Source organism: Candidatus Binatia bacterium (assembly GCA_036504975.1).
Taxonomy (GTDB): Bacteria; Desulfobacterota; Binatia; order UBA9968; family UBA9968; genus JAJPJQ01.
Genome location: DASXUF010000122.1, coordinates 1 through 20217, shown reverse-complemented (window position 1 = coordinate 20217; position 20217 = coordinate 1). Strand labels below are relative to the sequence as shown.

Annotated in this window: 18 protein-coding genes and 1 pseudogene; 12 read left to right on the top strand and 7 right to left on the bottom strand. The window is 58.3% G+C overall.

Going from position 1 to position 20217, the window contains the following annotated elements; all coding sequences use genetic code 11:
* Positions 1 to 6 precede the first annotated feature (6 nt).
* The 4 genes from VGL70_16355 (at position 7) to VGL70_16340 (ending at position 5742) form a co-directional block, all read left to right on the top strand.
* Positions 7 to 498 carry a cupin domain-containing protein gene (locus VGL70_16355; GenBank protein ID HEY3305098.1) on the top strand — a complete coding sequence of 164 codons (492 nt, stop codon included), beginning with the start codon at positions 7 to 9 and terminating at the stop codon, positions 496 to 498.
* Positions 499 to 1434: 936 nt separating this feature from the next.
* A complete protein-coding gene (locus VGL70_16350) occupies positions 1435 to 3468 on the top strand; it encodes a DNA topoisomerase VI subunit B (protein HEY3305097.1) in 2034 nt (677 codons plus the stop codon).
* On the top strand, positions 3443 to 4549 hold the full coding sequence (locus tag VGL70_16345; protein HEY3305096.1) for a DNA topoisomerase IV subunit A: 1107 nt from the start codon (positions 3443 to 3445) through the stop codon (positions 4547 to 4549). The genes VGL70_16350 and VGL70_16345 overlap by 26 nt, the downstream gene beginning before the upstream one ends.
* A 158-nt stretch (positions 4550 to 4707) precedes the next feature.
* Complete coding sequence (locus tag VGL70_16340) at positions 4708 to 5742, top strand: tripartite tricarboxylate transporter substrate-binding protein (GenBank protein HEY3305095.1); 1035 nt, start codon at positions 4708 to 4710, stop codon at positions 5740 to 5742.
* Between the two features lie 167 nt (positions 5743 to 5909).
* Here the strand turns inward: VGL70_16340 and VGL70_16335 are convergent.
* Positions 5910 to 6068: pseudogene (locus VGL70_16335) on the bottom strand (type III PLP-dependent enzyme).
* A 172-nt stretch (positions 6069 to 6240) separates the two neighbouring features.
* Here VGL70_16335 and VGL70_16330 point away from each other — a divergent pair.
* From VGL70_16330 to VGL70_16310, 5 genes are all read left to right on the top strand, one after another.
* Positions 6241 to 7620 (top strand): IS1380 family transposase, encoded by a 1380-nt coding sequence (locus VGL70_16330; GenBank protein ID HEY3305094.1) that lies wholly within the window; start codon positions 6241 to 6243, stop codon positions 7618 to 7620.
* Between the two features lie 112 nt (positions 7621 to 7732).
* On the top strand, positions 7733 to 8443 hold the full coding sequence (locus tag VGL70_16325; GenBank protein HEY3305093.1) for an iron-containing redox enzyme family protein: 711 nt from the start codon (positions 7733 to 7735) through the stop codon (positions 8441 to 8443).
* A gap of 686 nt (positions 8444 to 9129) precedes the next feature.
* The gene (locus VGL70_16320; GenBank protein HEY3305092.1) at positions 9130 to 10125 is read left to right on the top strand and encodes an ABC transporter substrate-binding protein; all 996 of its coding nucleotides are present in this window, start codon (positions 9130 to 9132) and stop codon (positions 10123 to 10125) included.
* 232 nt (positions 10126 to 10357) lie between these two features.
* Entirely contained in the window at positions 10358 to 10645 is a 288-nt protein-coding gene (locus VGL70_16315) for a hypothetical protein (GenBank protein HEY3305091.1), read from the top strand.
* The gene (locus VGL70_16310; protein HEY3305090.1) at positions 10638 to 11000 is read left to right on the top strand and encodes a type II toxin-antitoxin system PemK/MazF family toxin; all 363 of its coding nucleotides are present in this window, start codon (positions 10638 to 10640) and stop codon (positions 10998 to 11000) included. The genes VGL70_16315 and VGL70_16310 overlap by 8 nt, the downstream gene beginning before the upstream one ends.
* Positions 11001 to 11163: 163 nt before the next feature.
* Here the strand turns inward: VGL70_16310 and VGL70_16305 are convergent, their stop codons facing one another.
* The 5 genes from VGL70_16305 to VGL70_16285 form a co-directional block, all read right to left on the bottom strand.
* On the bottom strand, positions 11164 to 12339 hold the full coding sequence (locus VGL70_16305; GenBank protein HEY3305089.1) for a type III PLP-dependent enzyme: 1176 nt from the start codon (positions 12337 to 12339) through the stop codon (positions 11164 to 11166).
* Positions 12293 to 13798, bottom strand: a complete 1506-nt coding sequence (locus tag VGL70_16300; protein ID HEY3305088.1) for a saccharopine dehydrogenase C-terminal domain-containing protein — start codon at positions 13796 to 13798, stop codon at positions 12293 to 12295. Before VGL70_16300 ends, VGL70_16305 begins: the two co-directional genes overlap by 47 nt.
* Before the next feature lie 143 nt (positions 13799 to 13941).
* Positions 13942 to 14286, bottom strand: a complete 345-nt coding sequence (locus VGL70_16295) for a hypothetical protein (GenBank protein ID HEY3305087.1) — start codon at positions 14284 to 14286, stop codon at positions 13942 to 13944.
* 6 nt (positions 14287 to 14292) lie between these two features.
* A complete protein-coding gene (locus VGL70_16290) occupies positions 14293 to 14589 on the bottom strand; it encodes a hypothetical protein (GenBank protein ID HEY3305086.1) in 297 nt (98 codons plus the stop codon).
* A gap of 91 nt (positions 14590 to 14680) precedes the next feature.
* Entirely contained in the window at positions 14681 to 16030 is a 1350-nt protein-coding gene (locus VGL70_16285) for an amidohydrolase (protein HEY3305085.1), read from the bottom strand.
* 166 nt (positions 16031 to 16196) lie between these two features.
* Between VGL70_16285 and VGL70_16280 the strand changes: the two genes are divergently transcribed.
* From VGL70_16280 to VGL70_16270, 3 genes are all read left to right on the top strand, one after another.
* Positions 16197 to 17096, top strand: a complete 900-nt coding sequence (locus VGL70_16280) for a methyltransferase domain-containing protein (GenBank protein ID HEY3305084.1) — start codon at positions 16197 to 16199, stop codon at positions 17094 to 17096.
* A 266-nt stretch (positions 17097 to 17362) separates the two neighbouring features.
* Positions 17363 to 17788 (top strand): peptide chain release factor-like protein, encoded by a 426-nt coding sequence (locus tag VGL70_16275; protein ID HEY3305083.1) that lies wholly within the window; start codon positions 17363 to 17365, stop codon positions 17786 to 17788.
* A gap of 80 nt (positions 17789 to 17868) precedes the next feature.
* Positions 17869 to 19110, top strand: coding sequence for an MFS transporter (locus tag VGL70_16270; GenBank protein ID HEY3305082.1), 1242 nt, complete (start codon positions 17869 to 17871; stop codon positions 19108 to 19110).
* Between the two features lie 30 nt (positions 19111 to 19140).
* On the opposite strand, the gene VGL70_16265 is transcribed toward VGL70_16270, so the two are convergent.
* A partial coding sequence (locus VGL70_16265; GenBank protein HEY3305081.1) for an ABC transporter substrate-binding protein occupies positions 19141 to 20217 on the bottom strand: 1077 nt, incomplete at its 5' end.

The following is a 20217-nucleotide window of genomic DNA, read 5'->3' as shown; positions in this document are numbered from 1 at the left end:
GCCGATATGAGCGAACCCGCCGCAGCCAGAGTCAGAGAAGACGAAACACCGAAGGCCAAGATGTTCTCGTTGAAAACCCCGTACATGCAACAGGGCCGGGTGACCCAGCTCGTCGCCGAGACGCCGAATATGTGGATCCACACCAAGATCAATGCCGAAGGCGGCGAGAATGAGATTCACACCCACCTCGATGAAGACCATTCGTTCATCGTGCTGGAAGGCGAGATGAGCGTGTTCGATGAAAAAGGCAATGAGATGCGCCTGAAGCCTTATCAGGGAGTGCTCCTGCCGAAGGGCGCGTATTATCGCTATCTCAACACCGGCGCGGGCAACCTGGTCGTGATCCGCATCGGAGCCGGCGTGCGCAACAAGCCGAAAGCCGGCGAAGCGATGCGGGTCCGGCCCGATGGGCAGGAAATCTTGGGCGGCTCGATAGAAAACAAAAGCCTTCCGCCCATCGAAATGCCCGGAAAATGTTTTGCTGAATCGGCCGGATAAGCGAACGCCGCTCTCATCCCATCCTGCGACCCCGGCGGGCGATGCGTTCGCCCGCCGGGAGTAATTTTAAACTCGATAACTCCCCAGCGCGCAACCCCATCCACGCGCGCCGCGTCTACATTTTCAAATTCAGGGTACAAAAAATCCCACTGTCTGTTATAATAGAGACAAATCTTCCCCAGCCTAGGATCAGACTCATTACAGGCCGGTCGACATGACAAACCTAACGCGGAATGTGTTTCTAGTGTTTTATTTGTTGTCGTTCCCGTCATGGGCAATGGCTGAGGAAATCAAAATCGTCGCAATGGGCGCCAGCCAGACTCACGGCAAGGGAGTCCCTCAATCCGACGCCTACCCCGCACAGCTTGAAAGAATATTAAGGGCCGAAGGTTATTCCGTATCCGTTGCCAACGAGGGAAAAGACGGAGACACGACGCGAATCCTGTTGAGCCGGTTGAACCGTGCCGTGCCTGACGGAACAAAGATCGTCATTTTACAGCCGGGCACCAACGATAAGATGCACACGAATAGACGCAGCGCACTCAGTCCCGAAGAGACAAAGAATAACGTCAAAGAAATATTGGCGAGACTTAGGGAGAGAAATATCACAGCGGTCTTGTTAGGGTACCCGGAAGTAGGAGGGCGAGGAAATCGCGCGACAATCCTCTGCCATCTGGTATGGCCAGCCTAACAAAAATGCATCCACCGACATGCTCCAAGCCGATCGACAGCATCTCACAAAGGAGGGATATGCGGTCTTGGCAAAGAACATGTCATCGCTGATCAAAGATGTGCTTGCCACGCTATCAAAGTGACAACGCGAAGATTAACCTCCCGGCCAAAAGTTACTCCTTTCTCGTTCCTCGCGTCATTCTTCGTGCTGCGCCTTTTATACAGACTGTCGAAATCAGATCGTAAGGAGACACAAAACAAAGAATGGTCAAAACCATGCTGAAGTCCAACGGTGAATCAGCTGAGACCCCGCCCTCCATACCGAAGCCGACGGTATCCGCCGCCGAGATGGGTTCCCGCCAGCGGGAGATTTCCGTCTCCGAGTTCTTCACCAAGAACCGCCACCTGCTGGGCTTCGACAATCCGCGCAAGGCGCTGCTCACCTGCGTCAAGGAAGCCGTCGACAACGCGCTCGACGCGTGCGAGGAAGCGGGGATTTTGCCCGAAGTCGTGGTCAAGCTGGAAGTGGCGTCGAACGGCGACGCTCCGCCGCCGCCCAGCCAGGCGAACCGCTTCCGGTTGACCGTGATCGACTACGGCCCCGGCATCGTGCGCCAGCAGATCCCGCCGATCTTCGCGAAGCTTCTCTACGGGTCCAAGTTTCATCGGCTGCGCATGAGCCGCGGCCAGCAGGGAATCGGCATCTCGGCCGCCGGCATGTACGCGCAACTGACGACCGGCAAGCCGGTGCAGATCATCTCGCGGACCAGCGCGAAGTCCCCCGCGCACTTCTTCGAGGTCCAGATCGACACCAAGAAGAACGAGCCGCGGATTTTCGAGAACAAGAAGATCGACTGGGAGAGCCATCGCGGCACGCAGGTGACGTTGGAGATCGAGGGCCGCTATCAAAAGGGCCGCGCCTCGGTGGACGAGTACCTCGAGCAGGTCGCGATCGCCAATCCGCACGTGAAGCTCGTCTACCACACGCCGGAGGGCGAGACCAAAGAATATCCCCGGACGATCGAAGCGCTGCCGCCGCAGCCGCGCGAGATCAAGCCGCATCCCTATGGAATAGAATTCGGCATGCTGCTCAAAATGCTGCACGACACGAAGAGCCATTTGCTCTCGGGGTTTCTCTCGAGCGAGTTCAGCCGGGTCTCTTCCACAGTCGCTCGGGAGATCTGTAAAGCAGCGAAGCTTTCGCCGGACTCGCGGCCGCGAAATATTCAGGCGGCCGCCGCCGAGACGCTCTACAAGACGATCCAGGCGACCAAGATCATGGCGCCGCCGTCGAACTGCCTCTCGCCGATCGGCGAAAAGGCGATCCTCCACGGACTCTACAAGCAGATCAAGGGAGACTTCTACACGGCGGTGACGCGGCCGCCGGCGGTCTACCGCGGCAATCCGTTTGTGATCGAAGCGGGCCTGGCGTTCGGCAAAGGACCGGAACAGGCGGCGGATCAAGAGGCGCCGAAAGCGCCGCTCGCCGAAGGCGAGCAGCACGACGACGACAACGAGCTGGCGCGCGTCATTCGCTACGCCAACCGGGTGCCGCTGCTCTACCAGCAGTCGGCTTGCGCGACGTTCAAGGCCGCGCTCGACACGACGTGGCGCAATTACGGCGTCGCTCAATCGCGGGGCGCTTTGCCGGCCGGTCCGATGGTGATTTTCGTTCACATGGCCTCGGTCTGGGTGCCTTTCACCAGCGAGTCCAAGGAAGCGATCGCCGATTACGACGAGATCCGGAAAGAAATCAAGCTCGCTCTGCAAGAGTGCGGGCGGCGGCTCGGAGTTTTCTTAAGACGGCGCGAGCACGCCAAAAGCGAATTTCGCCGGCGCAACATCTTCGAGCTTTACATCGAAGAGGTCGTCGAGGCGTGCAACCGCTTGAAGGGCGGCAAGCTCGCCAAGGAAAAGCTCAAAAACCAATTGCAAAAGATCGCCATGAAACGGACCGGCGGCCAGAAGACGGACGAGATTTTGGGCAGCAAGCGCGGACCGGAGGGTCTTCCGGATTCGATCATCGTCACGGCCGAGGGAGTCGAAGGAGACGCCCCGGTCCTGCCGCAGGATGAAAGAGCCGTCGCGCCGCCGGAACCGGAGCCGCCGTTGCCGACCCTGGCGAAGGGAAAAGTCGAGCCTGCGGTCAAAGGCAAGAAAGTGAACGTGAAGTCGACGAGCGCGGCCAAGGGTCGCGCTCCGGAGCAAGCGGTGCTTCCGTTCGTAGAAAAGGCGGGAGCGAGCCCAAAGAAAGAAAAGACGGGGAAAAAACATGGCGCGAAAAAAGCCAAAAAATAATGGTTTGGTCGAGAAAAAACTCGTCGGCGTGGCCGACACGGTCATCACCGCGGCCGAGCGGAGCAAGGACCCGACGCTTTCCATTCCCATCCGGAGCCTAGCGAACGTCAACTTCAACGAGAAACGCGGTCTCATCGAGATGGGGCGGAGGAAGCAGGCGCGCTCGTTCTTCAACGTCGGCATGGCGAAGAAGTTCATGCAGACCGTGCTCGTGGCGGACGCGCTGGCCGAGCTGCAGCGCGCGGATTTGACGACCTCTCTCCGGGAGATTTACTACCGCACCAAGCACACGATCAAAAACTCGCACGAAAACACTTTCGACGGCCAGAACGAATCCGACCCGCTGATCGAGGACCTTGAAGTCACGCTGGCGGCGCTCCGCGAAGAGCTGCACGTGCGTGCCGAGAACTCCGGCAGCATCGTCGGGCCGGTGGTGTTCACCGACGACGGCGACCGCGTGGACTGCACCCGGCTCGGAAAAGGCGGCTATTCCGTTCCTTCCATCGTCGAGCCGGAATACATTCAGATCACCCGGTGCACGGCCGATTTCGTGCTCCTCGTCGAGAAAGGCACGCAATGGAACCGCCTCTCCGAAGATAAATTTTGGCGCCGGTACAACTGCATCCTGCTGACCGGAAACGGCCAGCCGCCGCGCGGCGTCCGGCGCCTGGCGCGCCGGCTGAACGAAGAGCACAACCTTCCGGTCTACGTCCTCGTCGACAACGATCCCTGGGGCTACTACATCTATTCTGTCGTCAAGCAGGGCTCGATCAACCTCGCATTCGAAAGCGAGCGCATGGCCATTCCCAAAGCCAAGTTCATCGGCTTTTCCAGCGCGGATCCGGACCGCTACGGCCTGCCGCGCAACGTCGGCATCAAGCTCAACGACAAGGACATCAACCGGGCGAAGGAAATCATGAAGTACAAATGGTTTCAGAAAAAAGAATGGCAGAATGAAATCAAGGGCATGCTCTCGACCGGCCTCAAGTACGAGCTCGACGCACTAGCCAACAAGGACTTTCAATATCTCACCAAGACCTACCTTCCGAGAAAGCTTAAAGAGAAAGATTGGCTGGATTAGGCGACGCAACCAAAAATAAGACTCCAGCGTAGCTCGACGGCCTCGCCGACAAGCCCTCGCTTTGTTTTCTCGCGGTGGACAATTGTTATCACATCAAGTATGCAGCTTGCTGAGAGCAATTCCCCGCGCAAATCGATTCTGGAGGCGTTGTGAAAGTGATGAAAAGCACATTCGTCTTGATCCTCGGCATCTCCTTGAGCCTGCTACCGACGACGCGCTTACACGCGCAATCCTTCTATGAGAAAAAAACGATCCAGGTGGTCATCGGATCCGCGCCCGGAGGACTGTACGATCGGTGGGCGCGACTTTTCGCCCAATACATGGGCAAATACATCCCCGGCAATCCCAACCTTGTGGCACAAAACATGCCCGGTGGCGGCTCCATGGTTGCCGCAAACTATCTCTATGGAGTCGCTAAGCCGGATGGATTGACCATCGGCATGTTCCAAACCCACATGTACCTGCAACAGCTGGTTGGGGTTAACGAGGCAAAGTATGACATGCGAAAGTTCAACTGGCTCGGCTCGCAAGAAAAGGGGCAAATGATGCTCTACATCCGCGCCGACTCGCCGTACAAATCGTTAGACGACATCCTGAAAGCCAAGGAGCCGCCAAAATGCGGCGGCTCGGGCGCGAGCGATCAAACCGCGCTTTTGACGCGGCTGTTGGAAGAAACCATCGGCGCAAAATTCATTCGAGTTTTGGGATACAAAGGAGGCAGTGAAGTCGATCTCGCCATGGAGCGGGGCGAAGTGGTCTGTCGAGCCACGAGAATCACGGTTCATTTCAGCCGCGAGCCGTTTCTTAGCTGGGAAAAAAAAGGGTTCGACCGGCACCTCCTGCAGGCCGGGATGAAGAGAGATCCGCGACTGCCCGACGTACCGACGATCTATGAGCTCATGGATAGACACAAAACTCCGGAAGTCGGCCGACGATTGGCTCACGTCATTCTGAGCGGTGATGAGTTGGGTCGGCCGATGGTAGCGCCGCCCGGGGTGCCCGCAGATAGAGTCAAAATTTTGCGGGAAGCTTATAACAGAACTTTGAAAGATCCGGAGCTAGTGGAGGAAGTTACCAAATCGAGGCTGGACATGGAGCCTTCGACCGGCGAGGAGATCGAAGCTATTATCAGGGATGTTATGGATCAACCTCCTGAAGTCGTATCGCTCGTCAAAAAACTGATTGATCAGTAGGCGGGACGCGCCAAGCGGATGCCGTCGACCCTGACCCGCGGCTAAGCTCGCCAAGGCTCAAAAATCCGGCCGGCGTTATCAAGTATTCAGCCGTCAATAATCAGCTGTCGGCAAGAACGTCGAGCTGAGCCGAAAGGCTGAACGCTGATAACTATTGTCGCCAAGCGCTAAACCATAGCGATCTTGGCTGGCGGAAAGCCGTTGAAATTGGCGACGGCGCTGGCGGAGAAGTAGGCGCCGATATTTTTCACGTAGACCACGTCGTTGACGTAAAGCTCGGGAATTTCCAGATCCAACGAGAGCGTATCAAACGAGTCGCAGGTCGGCCCGGTGAGGGCGCTAAAGAACGTTTATCTGCGCCGCAGCGTTTGTTGAGGTAGCTGTTAACCCTGATCCGACAATAAAATTACGAAAATAAAAACTTGAAATGGCCTACCGTTGTAGGAGATAAAGCAGTTGGAACACCGACTAAATCATCCTACAAGGAGGCCACTCCAAGTGAGACTTAGTAGAGCCGATTTTTATTCCCGGTGCAAGAGTTTTTTTAAGATCGAGTTTGCTTCTCAGGATATTACGGCATACGGCGGTCTGGAGCTGATCCGGCGATACTTTCGGATCATCGAGCTTCATCGCAAAGTTCAGTCGGCGTTTGCCCGTTACGGTTTGGGAGGAGACTACCGGGCGATCGACATGATCCTTGTGATCCTCGGTTTGGTTCTGGTCGGCGGCCGGCGCCTGGAGCATCTCAGCTATATCAGTGAAGATCCGCTGGTGAAGAGGTTTTCGAGCCTGATGCGTCTGCCGCGAGAGAGGAGCGTGGCACGCTGGCTCAAGCGCTTCACGCAGAAATCGCTTCAGGCGCTGGTGGAGATCAACAGTCAAATCGTTTGCGAGGCAATTGAAAGACAAAGGCTGGGTCGTTTGACTCTCGATATCGACGGCAGCGTCATCACCACGGGCGCCAGCGTCAGTTGGGCGTTTCGGGGATTCAATTCGCACCATCGTAAAGATCCTTCGTACTATCCGATCCTGGCGCACCTGGCTCAGACCGGACACATTTTGAGAGTCAAGAATCGGCCCGGCAACGTCCACGACTCCAAGGGGGCGGTACGCTTGTTAAGCGAGCTGATCGATGATTTGAGAATCCGGCTGGGAAGAGGTTTGCCTTTGGAATTTCGCATGGACGGGGCGTTTTTCCAGAGGCAAATCCTTGAGCTTTTGGAACGAAGGCAAGCGAGCTACGCGATCAAAGTACCGTTCTTTAAGTGGCTCGGCCTGCTGCCTTTGATCCGAGAGCGCCAGCGCTGGCATCCTCTGCCAGAGGGCATGGGGTTCTTTGAGGTGTCGCTCGCAGTTCCCGCTTGGGAAAAGACCCTTCGAGTGGTCGTCTACCGAAAGCCGGTGCATCATAAAAGCAGAAAAAACTACCAGCTCGATCTGTTTGACCCCGACGACGGCTACTTTGAGTACTCAGCGGTGACTACCAATCTGACCCTCAGCGCCGCCTCGCTGTGGGATTTTATGGCCGGACGAGGAGCCCAAGAGAAGACTTTCGCTGAACTCAAAGGGGAGTGGGCGTTGGATGTCGTTCCCACTCATCACTACGCAGCCAACTCCGCTTGGCAGCAAATCTGTGTTTTGGGACATAATCTGCTGAGAAGTTTTCAGCTTCAGACCGTGGCCACTCAAAAACCTAGATCACGTAAACGGACTTTTGGTTTCCTGCTGCAAAGTCTCAAGACTCTGCGCTTCAAGCTCATCCACCAGCCGGCTCGGCTTGTACAGCCCCAAGGTTATTCGGTTTTACGCTTCTCGGTGGCTCAACCGGCAAAGGAATTGATCGAAAGGATCGAACAGAAACTCAAAATTGCCGCCTGACTCAGCAAAAATATTGTCGGATTAGGGCTAACTGCAACCCAAGGCGCTTTCAGTTGCGCAATCGGATAACAATTGGTAAGGGAAGCCCAGTCGCGCTGGAAAGCAGTCAACCATGACGAGCGTCAAAGAACTGAGGGACAATCTCAATCAACTGGTCAACGACCACTACGAGACGCCGGAGATGGCGCGCTTCTATTCGTTTCCCATGACGGTCGCGCGGGCCAAGGTCATGCTCGTGCACCAGCTCCATTTCAACATGAATCGCCGCGACTGCTGGGGCTACGTCCAGGGATCGTGTCCGCCGGACGTGAAGAAGCTCATTTGGGAGCACGAGAAAGACGAGCTGTTTTCCGATCCGCGCTTCGGCGGCGACCATCACACCGCTTCGCTGCAAAAGGCAATGAAGGTCACCGGCCTTTCGGCTGAAGACCTCTACAAGGCGGATCTCGTCCCCGGCTGCAAGGCGGCGTTTCGCGCTTGGGTGCATCTCGCGAGGGACTCCTCTTGGCTCAAAGCGATTTCGGGCTCGACCATTCTGGAGCGGGCCAACAATAATCGCATCGTCCAGGGCGGCGGGGTTTCGGTCCGCGACTACCACAGACACACGGACGAGTTGCGCAAACTGCTCGAAGGCGTCCGCGGCCACGACGTCCACAACGTGGCGGACGAAGACCATTCGGACATGATGGAAGAGTTGCTCGATCGCTATGCCGTGACGGAGGAAGCTCGGCGCCTCGTTTGGGAAGGCGCCAAAGATTCTCTTGATTTCGATCGCGCATTTCGCGGCTCGATCGCGATCGTGCTGGAAAAGGTCGAAGGTTAGCCCGGATTACTCTTCCATCGAGGAGTCATATCGACAAGTGTCGCTCCCCTTGGTTCCTCAGGGACGAGCCTTCAAGCCGCAGGCAATAGGGCACTGCCTCTTTGACTCTTCAAACCATTCGTTATGCAGCCATCGACCGAAATACCTGTGTTCCGAGGTAACAAGCACCTCACATGACATTGTGCCTCCGCGTCCCTGTGCCTGCGGCTTTCATGCTCGCCCCATCGGAACCATGCCCGCGTGGAGGCAAGCAGCCCGAGAGCGCGAGCTTTTTCTTTTTCTATTGACCTCGCCCGGAGCGGCTCGCGCTTGAGGGCCGTGAAGGATTCGGCGCGATGATCTTGTTTGCGATGTCAGACCTTGATAACTTGGCGGCGATTCGATCGTTATGGTGCGAACTTTTTTAAAAACCATCTTGGCATGGCTCGTGTTTGTTCTCGCTCTTCCGGCGTCCGCCGCCGAGGAAGCGAAAGCCAAGTATGGCGGGACGAGTCGTGAGCGAGGTCTTAAAATATTGTATTCGCGACGTTCAAAAAAGTCCCAAATGCAAGGCGTGCCAAGATCGACGAGCGCAGGCGTACTTTTTTCAGTACGTCGAGCGAAGTCGGTCGAGCACAAGTATTGTAACGCCTGCCTTCGGCAGGCTATGGCAGTTGGACGTTTTTGGACGGCACTAAGGAGTATTTATGGTGGAACGTGAAGTCGTCTATTCGGTGGAACATTTTTATCCGAAGCATCCCGAGCATCCGATCGCGCCGCTGACGGCGCAGTTTCACGGCTACTTTCACGAAGCGGAACTGGAAAAAACCCGGCTCATGATCGCCGGCGACGACACGGGGAGCATCGACAAGCTCCTCGCGGGCGAGAGCGACGTCAGCATGGACGCCCATCCGGCGATGATCATCGAAGAGAACGCCAAAGGCAAAGACGTCTACATCGTCGGCTCGTATCGCAACGGCCTGCCCTTCAGCATCATCGCCCGGCCCGGCATCATCAACAGTCCCAAGGAGCTCGCCGGCAAGCGCTTCACGACGAGCCGGCGCTTCGGCGTCGGCGAGCGCACCGTGCGCACGACGTGTCAGAAGCTCGGCATCGATCCGGACAAAGAGATCGAGCTGATCTTGATCCCCGAGCGCGGCACCTACGAGAAATTAGAAGCGCTCGCGGCGGGGCGCGCCGATTTCGGTATTTATCACCATGATGCGGAGGGCCGGATCGTCCGGGACTTGATCGACAAAGGCGAGCTGGTGGAGGTCATCGATTTGACCACTCTCTTCCCCTACTACATCACCCGATGCATGGCGGCTTCGGGACGCCTGATCCGGGAGCGCGCCGATTTGCTGAAGGCGTTTCTCAAAGGCGTGATGCGAGCGCAGCAGTTCATGCACGACGAGGACCCGATGGGCCAGGATGCGCTGGCGATCCTCAAAGAAACGCTCAAAGTCGATTCCCTGGAAGGCAGCCGCTACCAGAACGGCAGGCCCGAGGCGTGGCCGCTCCGCGCCGTCGACGCGCTCGCAAGTCCGGAAGGCGTCCGCGCCCACGTTGAGGAAGTGAAAGCGGCCGGCAAGATTCCGGCATCGTTTTCAGCCGCCGACGTGCTCCGGAACGAGCCGGGGCTGGCGGCGTTGGAAGAGTTGGGGCTCGCGCATCAGGCCGAAGGCCGCCGCCTCACGGCGTAGCGCGAGAACCGCATTTCGGTTGCGACACCATTCCTGCTGCCATTGTGGGCCAACCTCAGCGGCTTTGGCCAGATCTCCTGTAAGGGCACGACCCAAAGCCCCTCCGCGCATCTCCGTTCACGACGAACTTCTCGCACCCCTTTATAGAGTTGATAAAAGTCGACAGCGGCCGCTGCATTGTCTTGACTGGTGGTACTGTTTGGGTTACATACGGTGTGCTTGGAGGTGTGATATGAAAACAAAAAGTGCTAAGAAAAAGATTCCAAAGACAGTGCGTAGAAGCGTGGTGCTTCCCCGGCAGCTTATCGAGGACGCAAGCGCCGCGGCTCCGCCTGAACTAAGCCAGAACGTCAACCGACTCGTCACGGTGGCATTGCAGGAATTTGCCGCCAGGCGGAACGAGCGGAAGTTTGAAGAGGCTGTGGCGCAGATGGCCGCAGACCCCGCGATCCGGTCCGAATGTGTCGCGATCGAAAGAGATTTCAGTATCGCAGAAGCGGACGGACTGAGAAATGATTAGCCGCGGCCAGATCTACTTTGTTAATCTCACGCCCACTCAGGGGCGAGAGCAAGCTGGATACCGGCCGGTGCTCGTAGTTTCAGTGGACGCGATTAATCGCCAGCCCTTGGTTATGACCGTGGTTGTGGGAACGAGCTCAAAGAACATTTCGAGAGACTACCCCACGAATGTGCGCGTCACAGCTAAAGAGACCGGTCTTCCCGCAGATACTGTCTTTCTCTGTTTTCAGATTCGCTCTTTGGACCCCGCTCGCTTTTTAGACCCGAAGACTCATCAGCCCCACCTCGCCGGGACGATGCCGCCATCTCGCATGACCGAAGTTGAGAACGCCCTAAGACTGGTTCTAGGCCTCTAGCGATTCGAACGTTCGTGATGTTTGTGTGTCCTACTAGAGAACGTGGACGTTGTTGATCAGACGAGACTTATGGGTAACGACCAGCGCGAGCGGGAGAGGGAAGGGGTGAGCGACGGGCTGAAGCTGAAGGCTGAGAGACCGGCGGAATTCGTCGGGGAAAAATCTAAACCATCACGATCTTTGCCGGAGGAAAACCGTTGAAGTTGGCGACGGCGCTGGCCGAGGAGTAGGCGCCGATGTTTTTCACGTAGACCACGTCGCCCACGTAAAGCTCGGGAATCTCCACGTCGAGCGAGAGCGTATCGAACGAATCGCACGTCGGCCCGGCGAGCGCGCTCAAGAACGTCTGCCCGCGGCGGAGCGTCTTGAACTCGTACTTGCAGTGATCGAACAGCATGCCGGAAAAATCCCCGTAGATACCGTCGTTCAGGTAGTAATAATTTTTGTTGTTGCGGAACGCCCGCCCGATCACCTGCGTCGCCAGAATGCCGGCCGGCCCCACCAGGAACCGGCCCGGCTCGGCGATAAACTGAACCTTCTTGTCGAAGAGCTGGCGGATCTGCTTCCGGATCTGCGACGCCATGCGCTCGAAATTGACGCCGATTTCGTCGTCGAAATGCTGGATGGGAAATCCGCCGCCGATGTCCATGATCTTGAGCGGCACGTCGTGCTCTTCGGCTTCGTTGAAGATATGCGCGGAAATTTCCAGCGCCTGAAGATAATTTTCCACGTTCTTGGATTGCGATCCGACGTGAAAGCTGAGACCCGTCGGCACCAGACCGAGCGAGCGCGCCTTGCGCAGGATGAGGTGGGCGTCTTCCGGATCGGCGCCGAACTTGAGCGAGAGGTTGACCACGCTGCCTTCGTTGCCCACTTTAATGCGCAGAAGAACGTGCGCCCCCGGATAATGCTCGGCGATCTTGTAAAGCTCCGGCTCGTTGTCGAAAGTCATCATCCGCACGCGCCGCCGGCGCGCCGAGATGATATCGTCGGCCGACTTGACGGTGTTGGCGAAGATAATTCTGTCGCGGGAGGCGCCGAGAGCGAGCACCTGCTTCATCTCCGAGGCGCTGGCGACGTCGAACCCGGCCCTCAGTTTGACGAACGTCTTGATGATCTTGGGGTGCGGGTTCGCCTTGATGGCATAGTACGGCATGACTTCGGGCAGGCACTTGCGAAAGCGCTGGAACTGTCTTTCCAGAACGGCCCGCCGGACCAGCATGAACGGCGTGCGATGTTTCTTCAGCATCGCGCGGATCATATTCTCGACGCCGCTCAGGTCCGGCTTGGGTTTAGCGAGCTTCGGACTTGCGCGCAGGCTTGGAGCTGGTGTAGGCACGCTTCCTCTCCTGATGATCGACGAGAAACGTCGTGAACTGCCAGACGTCTTCCTCGGGGGGACGGGGGATATCGAATCGGGTGAACTGGGTATTCAAATTTTTGAGCGGCGTCCAGTCCACCGCTTCGGAAACGAACGGGCTGATGTAGGGAACGCTGATTTTCAAAATCTCTTCGTGGTCGATATCGTCGGGCAGGCAAACGCCGCTCTTCGGATTCTGGATCATCCAGCGCGCCGCCGCGACGACGGAGATCGCGACTTGCAAGGTCGTCGCCTGCTGATGCGGCACGTGCTTGCGCGCGTCGTGGATGCTGAGAAGGCTGCCGCACCACCAGGATTTGAAGTCGTGCCCCATCAGAAGCACGCCGAGCTGGTCCTCGCCGTCGATGATCTCGTCGCTCATGATGCGCTGGTCTTCCTGAAGTTTGTACTGGCGCATTTCCAGCTCGTGCAGCGAATTGATCGCGACGTCCGCCGGACAATAGGCGTAGTGCACCGTGGGCCGGTACACGGCTTCGCCGTTTTGCCAGACGGTAAGACGGTCCGAAATGCTGAAGGCCTCGCCGTGGCGGATCACCATGCCGGTGATCTCGCCGCAGGGCACCCAGGAGCGGACCCACGTTTTCATCCCGAGCGTGGACAGGCAGATTTGATTCTTCGGCCCGGTCTTGTGGAAAAAGGCGTTCTCGGGGACGTAGCGCTCGTGCGTGCCCCAGCCGAGCTCGGCCGGCGCCACGCCTTCCTCGAAGAAGCCTTCGATGCTCCACGTGTTGACGAACTCGTTCACCCGCTTGGGCTGATCGGTGATTTGGGTGTCGCGCTCGCTGATGTGAATGACTTTGACGCCCGCGAGCTGGGCCAGCGCTGGAAAATTTTTGTCGGCGAGGGCTTTTTCCAAGCGCGGGCGCCGCGGATCCATCGACTTCTCTTTTAAAATTTTCCCGGCGATTCCAAGCAGCGCGTGTTTGGCGAAGTGCGACACGAGTCCCGGATTGGCGCCGTGGTCGACGACCGCGGACGTTCCTGTGTTGTCCCCCCACTTTTCGATCATTTTCCGCATCGTCATGTGCCGGTAATAGAGCGTGTATTGCGTCGGGTCGTTGCGCTGTGAATCCTGGTAGGGGTTCCACACCTCGACCGAGGTGTTGACGTAGAGGACTTGACGGTCGCGGCACCACTGGAGCATGGCGTTGCACTCGATGTTCCAGGCGAGGTCGATGATCAGGTCGCCCGGGCCGACGTATCGCGCCAGGAGCTCCCGGTAATTTTCTTCCGTCACGCGATCGAAAACATAATTGACGCCGCGGTCCAGCGCGTCCTTGACGCGCGGGCGGTTGTCGACGAAATCCATGATCGTGATGTTTTTCGCCGGCATGTCGATGAACTCGAGCACGAGCGGCACGGCGCACTGCGACACCGACCCGCAGCCGATGATGAGCAACTTTCCGTTAAACTGCATGGTGCATCTCCGTTCGATCGAAAGCGATGAGCGGAAGCTATCCGATGACGGGAATTATTTCAAGAAAATTATCTCTCACGCGGACATTCGGCGCGTCCGCGCGGATTCAATGCGGACGCCGTGAAGCGCCGAAGAAGTTAAGCTTATTTCCCCGGCGGCGGAGCGGCTGAGAGCGGGATGCCTTTTTTAGCGAGCTCTTCGATCGCGGCCTTGGCGCTGGCGTTGCCTTTGCTCGCGAGCTCCGCGGTTTGAGTGACGAGCGTTTGCAACTGCGCCTGCATCTTTTGCGCTTCCTGCATTCCCGCATCGAAGTTACCCTTGACCGCAAGCAAGTTATTTCGTTCGAATAAAAGCGCCACTGATTGAAACCCAAACCAAACGAGCAAGGCAATCAAAGTTAGCGTTAAAGGAACGCGCCACGCCGGCCTTTCGGCGGCTTCGGGGCGCGCGGCCTCTTGTGTCTCCGCGGTTTCGAACTCGTTTTCCATAATAAGCTACTTTGCGCCGCCCCCGGCTTTGGGTTCGCCGCCGAGGTTGATGCCCTGAGAGGCGAGCAGGCTCATGAGCTGTTGGTCATTGGTTTTCACGGCGACGGCCGCCAACGTCGTCACGATTTCTCGATAGAGCCCTTCCATTTGGATACTTTGACTGAGGACCTGTTGGCGCTCGTTGAGTTGCTGGCGTAGAAACTGGTTGCCAAGGGTCAATAGCACGTTGACCAACGCCAAAATAAGTATCAGCACGGCCAGCGGGGTCAGAAAGCCGATTTTCTTTAAACTGAATGAAGCCATCGTTTACCCTGAGGTCGTTCGACGACCATGATCATGACGCTATATTTGAATCCACGTCAAAATTCCAGGGGTCCAACAATTTCTTGTCGGGTTAGAAGTTGAGCCTGCCCAGGCGCGCTTTGAGATCGGCGTTCGCTTTCCTGGCGTCCTCTAGGACCCGCCGTTCGTCGGACAATTGAAGCTCGCGATTTTTCATCAAGACCCGTCCGTCGACGATCACCGTCTCGACGTCGCTCGCCTTGGCACAATGGACCAACTGGCTGAAGAGATCGTTGACGGGTTGGCTGTGGACGGTGTCCACGCGAACCAGGATCAGATCCGCCCGCTTGCCCGCTTCGATGCTCCCGCACACCGGCACGAGCCCGAGAGCCTTCGCCCCGCCCGCCGTCGCCATCCTGAGCACGGCGTAAGGCGCGATGACGCCGGCCTCTTGATGATGAACTTTCTGCAACAGCGAAGCGGTTTTCATCGTTTCGAACATGTCTTGCGAGTGGTTGCTCGCCGCGCCGTCGGTGCCTAACGCGACGTTCACGCCCTGGCTAAGCATTTCCACCACCGGCGCTACGCCGTCTCCCAGCATCATGTTGCTGACCGGATTGTGGGAAACGGATGCGCCGCGTTTTTTGAGGATGCCGATCTCGTCGTCCGAGACGTGGACGCAATGGGCAAAGATAGACGTCGCCGCGGCAATGGCGAAATCGTCGAGAAATTCGACGACGCCGGATCTGCCGTGGTTTTCCCGGGTAATCTCCACCACCGATTTGGACTCGGCGACGTGCGCGCTGATGCCGATCGATTTCTCGTCGGCGAAGCGGCGGATCTCTCGGAGCAGCCCGGGCGTCGTATTCAACGGCGGCGTGTTCGGACCCGTCATGAACGAGAGCAGCCTGTCGCCTGGATGCGCCCGAATGAGTTCTTCTATGCGGCGAAACGCTTGCTCCGCCTCTTCTTTCACGCAATCCGGCACGATCTCTCCGGTATCCATGATCGTGCGCGCGAAAACCGCGCGCAGGCCGGACTCGCGCAGCGCGCGAATCGTTGCAAAAGCGCACTCGGGTTGGGGATTTAAAAAATTATGCTCGCAAACCGTCGTCACGCCGGAGCGAATCGCTTCCACCGCGCCCAGCAGCGATCCGGCGTAAAAGTGCTCCGGGCGCAGCGCCCGGGCGGCGCCGTAAATCCGCTTGAGCCACGGGAGCAGCGGCAGATCTTCCCAGACGGCGCGCAGCAACACTTGATAGAGATGGGTGTGGGCGTTGATTAAGCCCGGCATCAACACGGAACCGGCGGCATCGATGACCTCTTCCCCGTTCGCAGGGCGCGGAGAGCCTGGTCCGGCTTCCGTGATGACGCCGTCCTCGACGCGAACGTAGCCGTCGAAATGTCTCCGCTCCTCGGTCATGGGAACGACGAGCGCATTTTGGATCGTCAGGACTCTCATGGCTGCCCATCCTCTGTATCTCTATCCCCTACCGCCGTAAAGCCTCGGCTGTTTTGCGGACGTTGAGCGGACGTTGTTTAAACGAACTCGTATCCGGCTTGGGCCCCTGGACTCGGCCGGTCCGTGTGCTACGTTTTAGAACAGCCGTCGATCCTCGAAAGACATCATGCCTGTCGACCCATCCTACATCGACCAAATAGCGGCCCTCGATTTCAAAGGCGTCGAGTGGACGCGGGAAAAGATCCTCGAGGTGCGGGACTTGCTCTCGCCGTGGAACCATAACATCGCCTTGCCGTACGGCGTTTACACGGCGGCGTGCGAGGATTACTACCCCGCGCACCGGGAGATCATGCGCATTGTCCGCGAACGGCTCGGCCCCGACTTCAGCGGGCGGCGCATCGCCGATATCGGCTGCCTCGAAGGGTACTTCTCGATCGAGTGCGCGCTCCAGGGCGCGGAGGCCCTCGGCATCGACGGCAAGCTCCTCAACGTGCGAAAATGCGAGTTCGTGCGCTCCGTCCTCGGCGTCGAACGAGCGACGTTCGTCCTGGGCGACGCGATGAAGGTGACCCGCGAATCGTCCGGCCGATTCGACGCCGTCCTCGCGCTCGGGTTGCTCTACCACCTCGACGATCCCCATACCTTCCTCGCCAACTTAGCCGGACTCTGCGACGGCTTCGTCGTGATCGATACGCACGTCGCTCTGGAGGATCAACCGGAAAGCATCAAGGAAGGTTGGCGGCCGGAGCTCTCGGAGATGCGGACGTTCACGTTCGGCGGGAAACGGTACGAAGGCCGTCTCTTCCGCGAGTTTCCGTCGGGAACGGCGCGCGACGTGAAGGATCTCTCGCCGACGGCATCGCTCGAAAACGAGCTTTCCGTTTGGCTCACCGAGGATTCCCTCATTCGTATGCTCCATGATGTCGGGTTTTCCGGCACGGAGAAGATCGTTTACCCGCAGAACGCGGATTCCTGGTGGTCGGACCTTCGCAAAGAGTGCCGCGTGCTCATCGTCGCGTCCTCCCCGCAAAGCCGGTTCCGCTCGAAGCTGTTCCCGGACTCATGACGTCTTGCAGCGCGATTTCCCTTCGCGACACCGATAACTGCCAGGTTAACGATGGCGCCTGAATCTGCTTCGCGCCAGTCGTAATTTTGAAGGCCCGCTGCCCGGAAACTGCGGTTCCGGGATGTGGCGCTTTTTGAAAACCAACACTTCCAGCTTGTTGGTATAGTTTGCATCGGTACCCGTCGCTTCGGCCGCCCCGGTCGGGAGCTGGAGTATTTGGCGTCGGCGTATCGTTTGGGTAGGCTAACTATGCTAAACGTTAAAACATGGCTCTCAACGTAGTTTCGCCGGGAAAAGAAAAATCCCTGCTGGAGCGCATGCAGGCTCTCGGCGTGCGCGAGCAGGACATCGATGAGCAATTTGTCCGCGCTTCAGGAGCCGGCGGTCAGAAAGTGAACAAGACTTCGAGCTGCGTCGTGCTCTACCATCGGCCGACGGGCATCCGGGTGAAATGCCAAAGAGAGCGCTCGCAGGCCCTCAACCGTTTTTTGGCGCGGAGAATCCTGCTCGATAAAATCGAGGCGAAGCTGAGAGGCGCCGAGTCGGCGGAGCAGCAGGAGATCGCCAGGATTCGCCGGCAGAAAAGAAAGCGCTCGCGGCGCGCCAAGGAGAAACTCCTGGCGGCGAAGCGCCATCAGGCCGAGAAAAAATCTTTCCGCGCCCCGGTTCGCCCTGAACACTACGACGATTAAACCATCCTCCCCATCGTTTGCCGTGGCTCGTCGCTTCGTGATATCCAGAACCATTCGCGGTTAACACGCAACAAAAATTTATGGACGATCTCCAGGTCTCGGCAGCGACAACCGCGGCGCCAACGCTCGGTGCTCGAACCACCGAAGCGACCGCTTCGCAGAAGCGCTCCGCGCTTCTGCTCGTCGGTTTTTGCCACACCTTGAATCACCTGCAGCACAGCATCAATTCCGTGCTTTTTCCCGTCATGATGCGCGATCTGGGCTTCGGCTTCCTCCAGCTCGGCTTTCTCTCGGCGGTCTCCGGTATCGTCGGCCAGAGCCTGGAAGTCACCTACGGCTTTCTCACCGGCTACTTCCGACGAACCACGATTCTCGGCGCCGGCAACGTGATCATGGGAATCTCCACGCTGCTTCACTCCGTGGTCGGAAGCTATCCGCAGCTCATGGCCGCGCGCGTCGCGGCCAGCATGGGCTCCAGCCCGCAACACCCGCTGGGATCAAGCATCCTGTCGCGCTACTTTCCCGAGCGCCGCGGCTGGGCGCTTACCCTGCACCATACTGCGGGAAGCGCCGGCTCCTTCATCGGCCCGGCGGTCGTTTCCATACTCCTTTTATACGCGGGGTGGAGGACGGCCTTCGTCGTCTTCGGCCTGCCGACGCTCATCCTCGGCATGTTCCTCTTCACGCTGCAAGATCGGGACACTTCCGGGGAAGCCGGCCGAAAGCGGACGATGCGGGCGAGCTGGGCGGTTTATCTAAAGTGCCTTCGCAATCGAAATATTATTTTAACCTCGCTGGTTTTAATGGTCGGGGCCGCCGGCCGGGGAACGGGAATCAATTCGACCTATCTGGTGCCGTTCTTTATGGAAAGGTTCGGCGTGACCGCTTCCGGCGGAGGATTTCTCCTGACCTTGCTCTACGGCGCGGGGCTCGTCGGGCCGCTCGCCATCGGACTGGTCTCGGACCGCTTCGGCCGGCGCGCGCCGGCCGTCCAAGGCACGCTGCTCCTTTCGGCGCTGATGACGATTGGCCTCGCCCAGCACGATTCTCTCAGTCCTTTGTTCTACCTGAACCTGCTGCTCTACGGCTGCGTCGTCCAGGCGCGCAGCTCGCTCACGCAGGCGATGCTGGGCGATTTTGTCACCGAGGAGATGACCGACGCGGCGTTTTCGATTTTCTTCTTCGTGGGATTCATGTCCGGTCCGATATGGCTCCTTATCATAGGCTACGTGATGGAGCACTTCGGCTTCACGCCGGCCTTTTACGTCGCCGCCTCGACCTACATCGCCGGCATGCTGCTGCTCCTGTTCGTGAAAGAGTAAATTTCTGCCGCACGGCCTTTTGCGTGAGATTTATTTTTTTGTCCTCGCGTCAGACAATCTTTTGAAAAAACCCTCGCTCTCGAGCTCGTCGATAACGCTCTCGTCGACAAACTTTTCGAGGTTGCCCTCTCCCTTGACCTCGACGCCCTGCCGCACCAGATCGAGGGCGTTCTGGATGCCGCCGCGGTCGACGCGCGGCGGAAAAGAAAATTTCGGCGCGTAAAAAGCGATGGTTTCTTCGAGAATCGTCTGGTCTCTCTGCTTCAGGCGATTGGCGTAGACTTTTATTCCTCTTTCTTTGTTGGTCTTGAACTCATGGATCGATTCGCTGTAGGCGCGGAGGAACCGTTTGACGGTGTCGCGCTTGGCCGCGAGGAAGGAGCGCCGCACCATGATCAGCGTTTGCGGAAAAGAAGCGCTCAAATCGCCGAGGTTCGCGAGAATGTTCAACCCCGCCCGCGCGGCGGCAACGGTCTCCGGCGGCGACAGCACGGTGGCGTCCATATTCCCGGCCATCAAGGCCGCCAGCCTTTCCGGCGCGCCGCCGCTCGCTAGAATGGTGACCGCGCTACGCGGGATATTCCATTCCTTCAACGCCAGCCCGACCGCAAGATCGTTCGAGCCGCCGAAGTTGACGACGCCGATCTTCTTGCCGACGAGGTCCGCGGGCTTGCGCAGCTCTTTTCTCGCGACGACGCTGAAAGGAAACTTGTTCAACGCCGCCGCCACGACGACGACGTCCCCGCCGCGCAGATAGGCCGACAGCGGCGCGGTCGCGGAGCCTTGCGCGAACGCGGTGCTGCCGGAGAGCAAGGCGGCCATGCCCCGCGCGCTGCCCGGGATCAGGACCAGCTCTCCGGACAGGCCGTTTTTGTCGAATAATCCCAGATCTTTTGCCCCCCAAACGGGACCCTGAAAGCCGGCATGGCCGTCGTACCCGACGACGATTGATTCCTGGGCCGGGGCGCCTGGAGGAATCGCCAAAGCGATTACGAAGCAAGCCAAAAAAAATCTCCGAGGAATGCAGCGCAAAGGTTCAATCATCTTTCCTCCTCTGTCGTGCGACTCGGTCACGCCGCTCAATGTCTGAACCGCCCGCCCGGGGGT

What these genes read in the sequence shown, in the direction of transcription:
- VGL70_16355 (HEY3305098.1), top strand. Translation starts at nt 7, where the DNA reads ATGAGCGAACCCGCCGCAGCCAGAGTCAGAGAAGACGAAACACCGAAG.
- VGL70_16350 (HEY3305097.1), top strand. Translation starts at nt 1,435, where the DNA reads ATGGTCAAAACCATGCTGAAGTCCAACGGTGAATCAGCTGAGACCCCG.
- VGL70_16345 (HEY3305096.1), top strand. Translation starts at nt 3,443, where the DNA reads ATGGCGCGAAAAAAGCCAAAAAATAATGGTTTGGTCGAGAAAAAACTC.
- VGL70_16340 (HEY3305095.1), top strand. Translation starts at nt 4,708, where the DNA reads ATGAAAAGCACATTCGTCTTGATCCTCGGCATCTCCTTGAGCCTGCTA.
- VGL70_16325 (HEY3305093.1), top strand. Translation starts at nt 7,733, where the DNA reads ATGACGAGCGTCAAAGAACTGAGGGACAATCTCAATCAACTGGTCAAC.
- VGL70_16320 (HEY3305092.1), top strand. Translation starts at nt 9,130, where the DNA reads ATGGTGGAACGTGAAGTCGTCTATTCGGTGGAACATTTTTATCCGAAG.
- VGL70_16315 (HEY3305091.1), top strand. Translation starts at nt 10,358, where the DNA reads ATGAAAACAAAAAGTGCTAAGAAAAAGATTCCAAAGACAGTGCGTAGA.
- VGL70_16310 (HEY3305090.1), top strand. Translation starts at nt 10,638, where the DNA reads ATGATTAGCCGCGGCCAGATCTACTTTGTTAATCTCACGCCCACTCAG.
- VGL70_16300 (HEY3305088.1), bottom strand. Translation starts at nt 13,798, where the DNA reads ATGCAGTTTAACGGAAAGTTGCTCATCATCGGCTGCGGGTCGGTGTCG.
- VGL70_16295 (HEY3305087.1), bottom strand. Translation starts at nt 14,286, where the DNA reads ATGGAAAACGAGTTCGAAACCGCGGAGACACAAGAGGCCGCGCGCCCC.
- VGL70_16290 (HEY3305086.1), bottom strand. Translation starts at nt 14,589, where the DNA reads ATGGCTTCATTCAGTTTAAAGAAAATCGGCTTTCTGACCCCGCTGGCC.
- VGL70_16285 (HEY3305085.1), bottom strand. Translation starts at nt 16,030, where the DNA reads ATGAGAGTCCTGACGATCCAAAATGCGCTCGTCGTTCCCATGACCGAG.
- VGL70_16280 (HEY3305084.1), top strand. Translation starts at nt 16,197, where the DNA reads ATGCCTGTCGACCCATCCTACATCGACCAAATAGCGGCCCTCGATTTC.
- VGL70_16275 (HEY3305083.1), top strand. Translation starts at nt 17,363, where the DNA reads ATGGCTCTCAACGTAGTTTCGCCGGGAAAAGAAAAATCCCTGCTGGAG.
- VGL70_16270 (HEY3305082.1), top strand. Translation starts at nt 17,869, where the DNA reads ATGGACGATCTCCAGGTCTCGGCAGCGACAACCGCGGCGCCAACGCTC.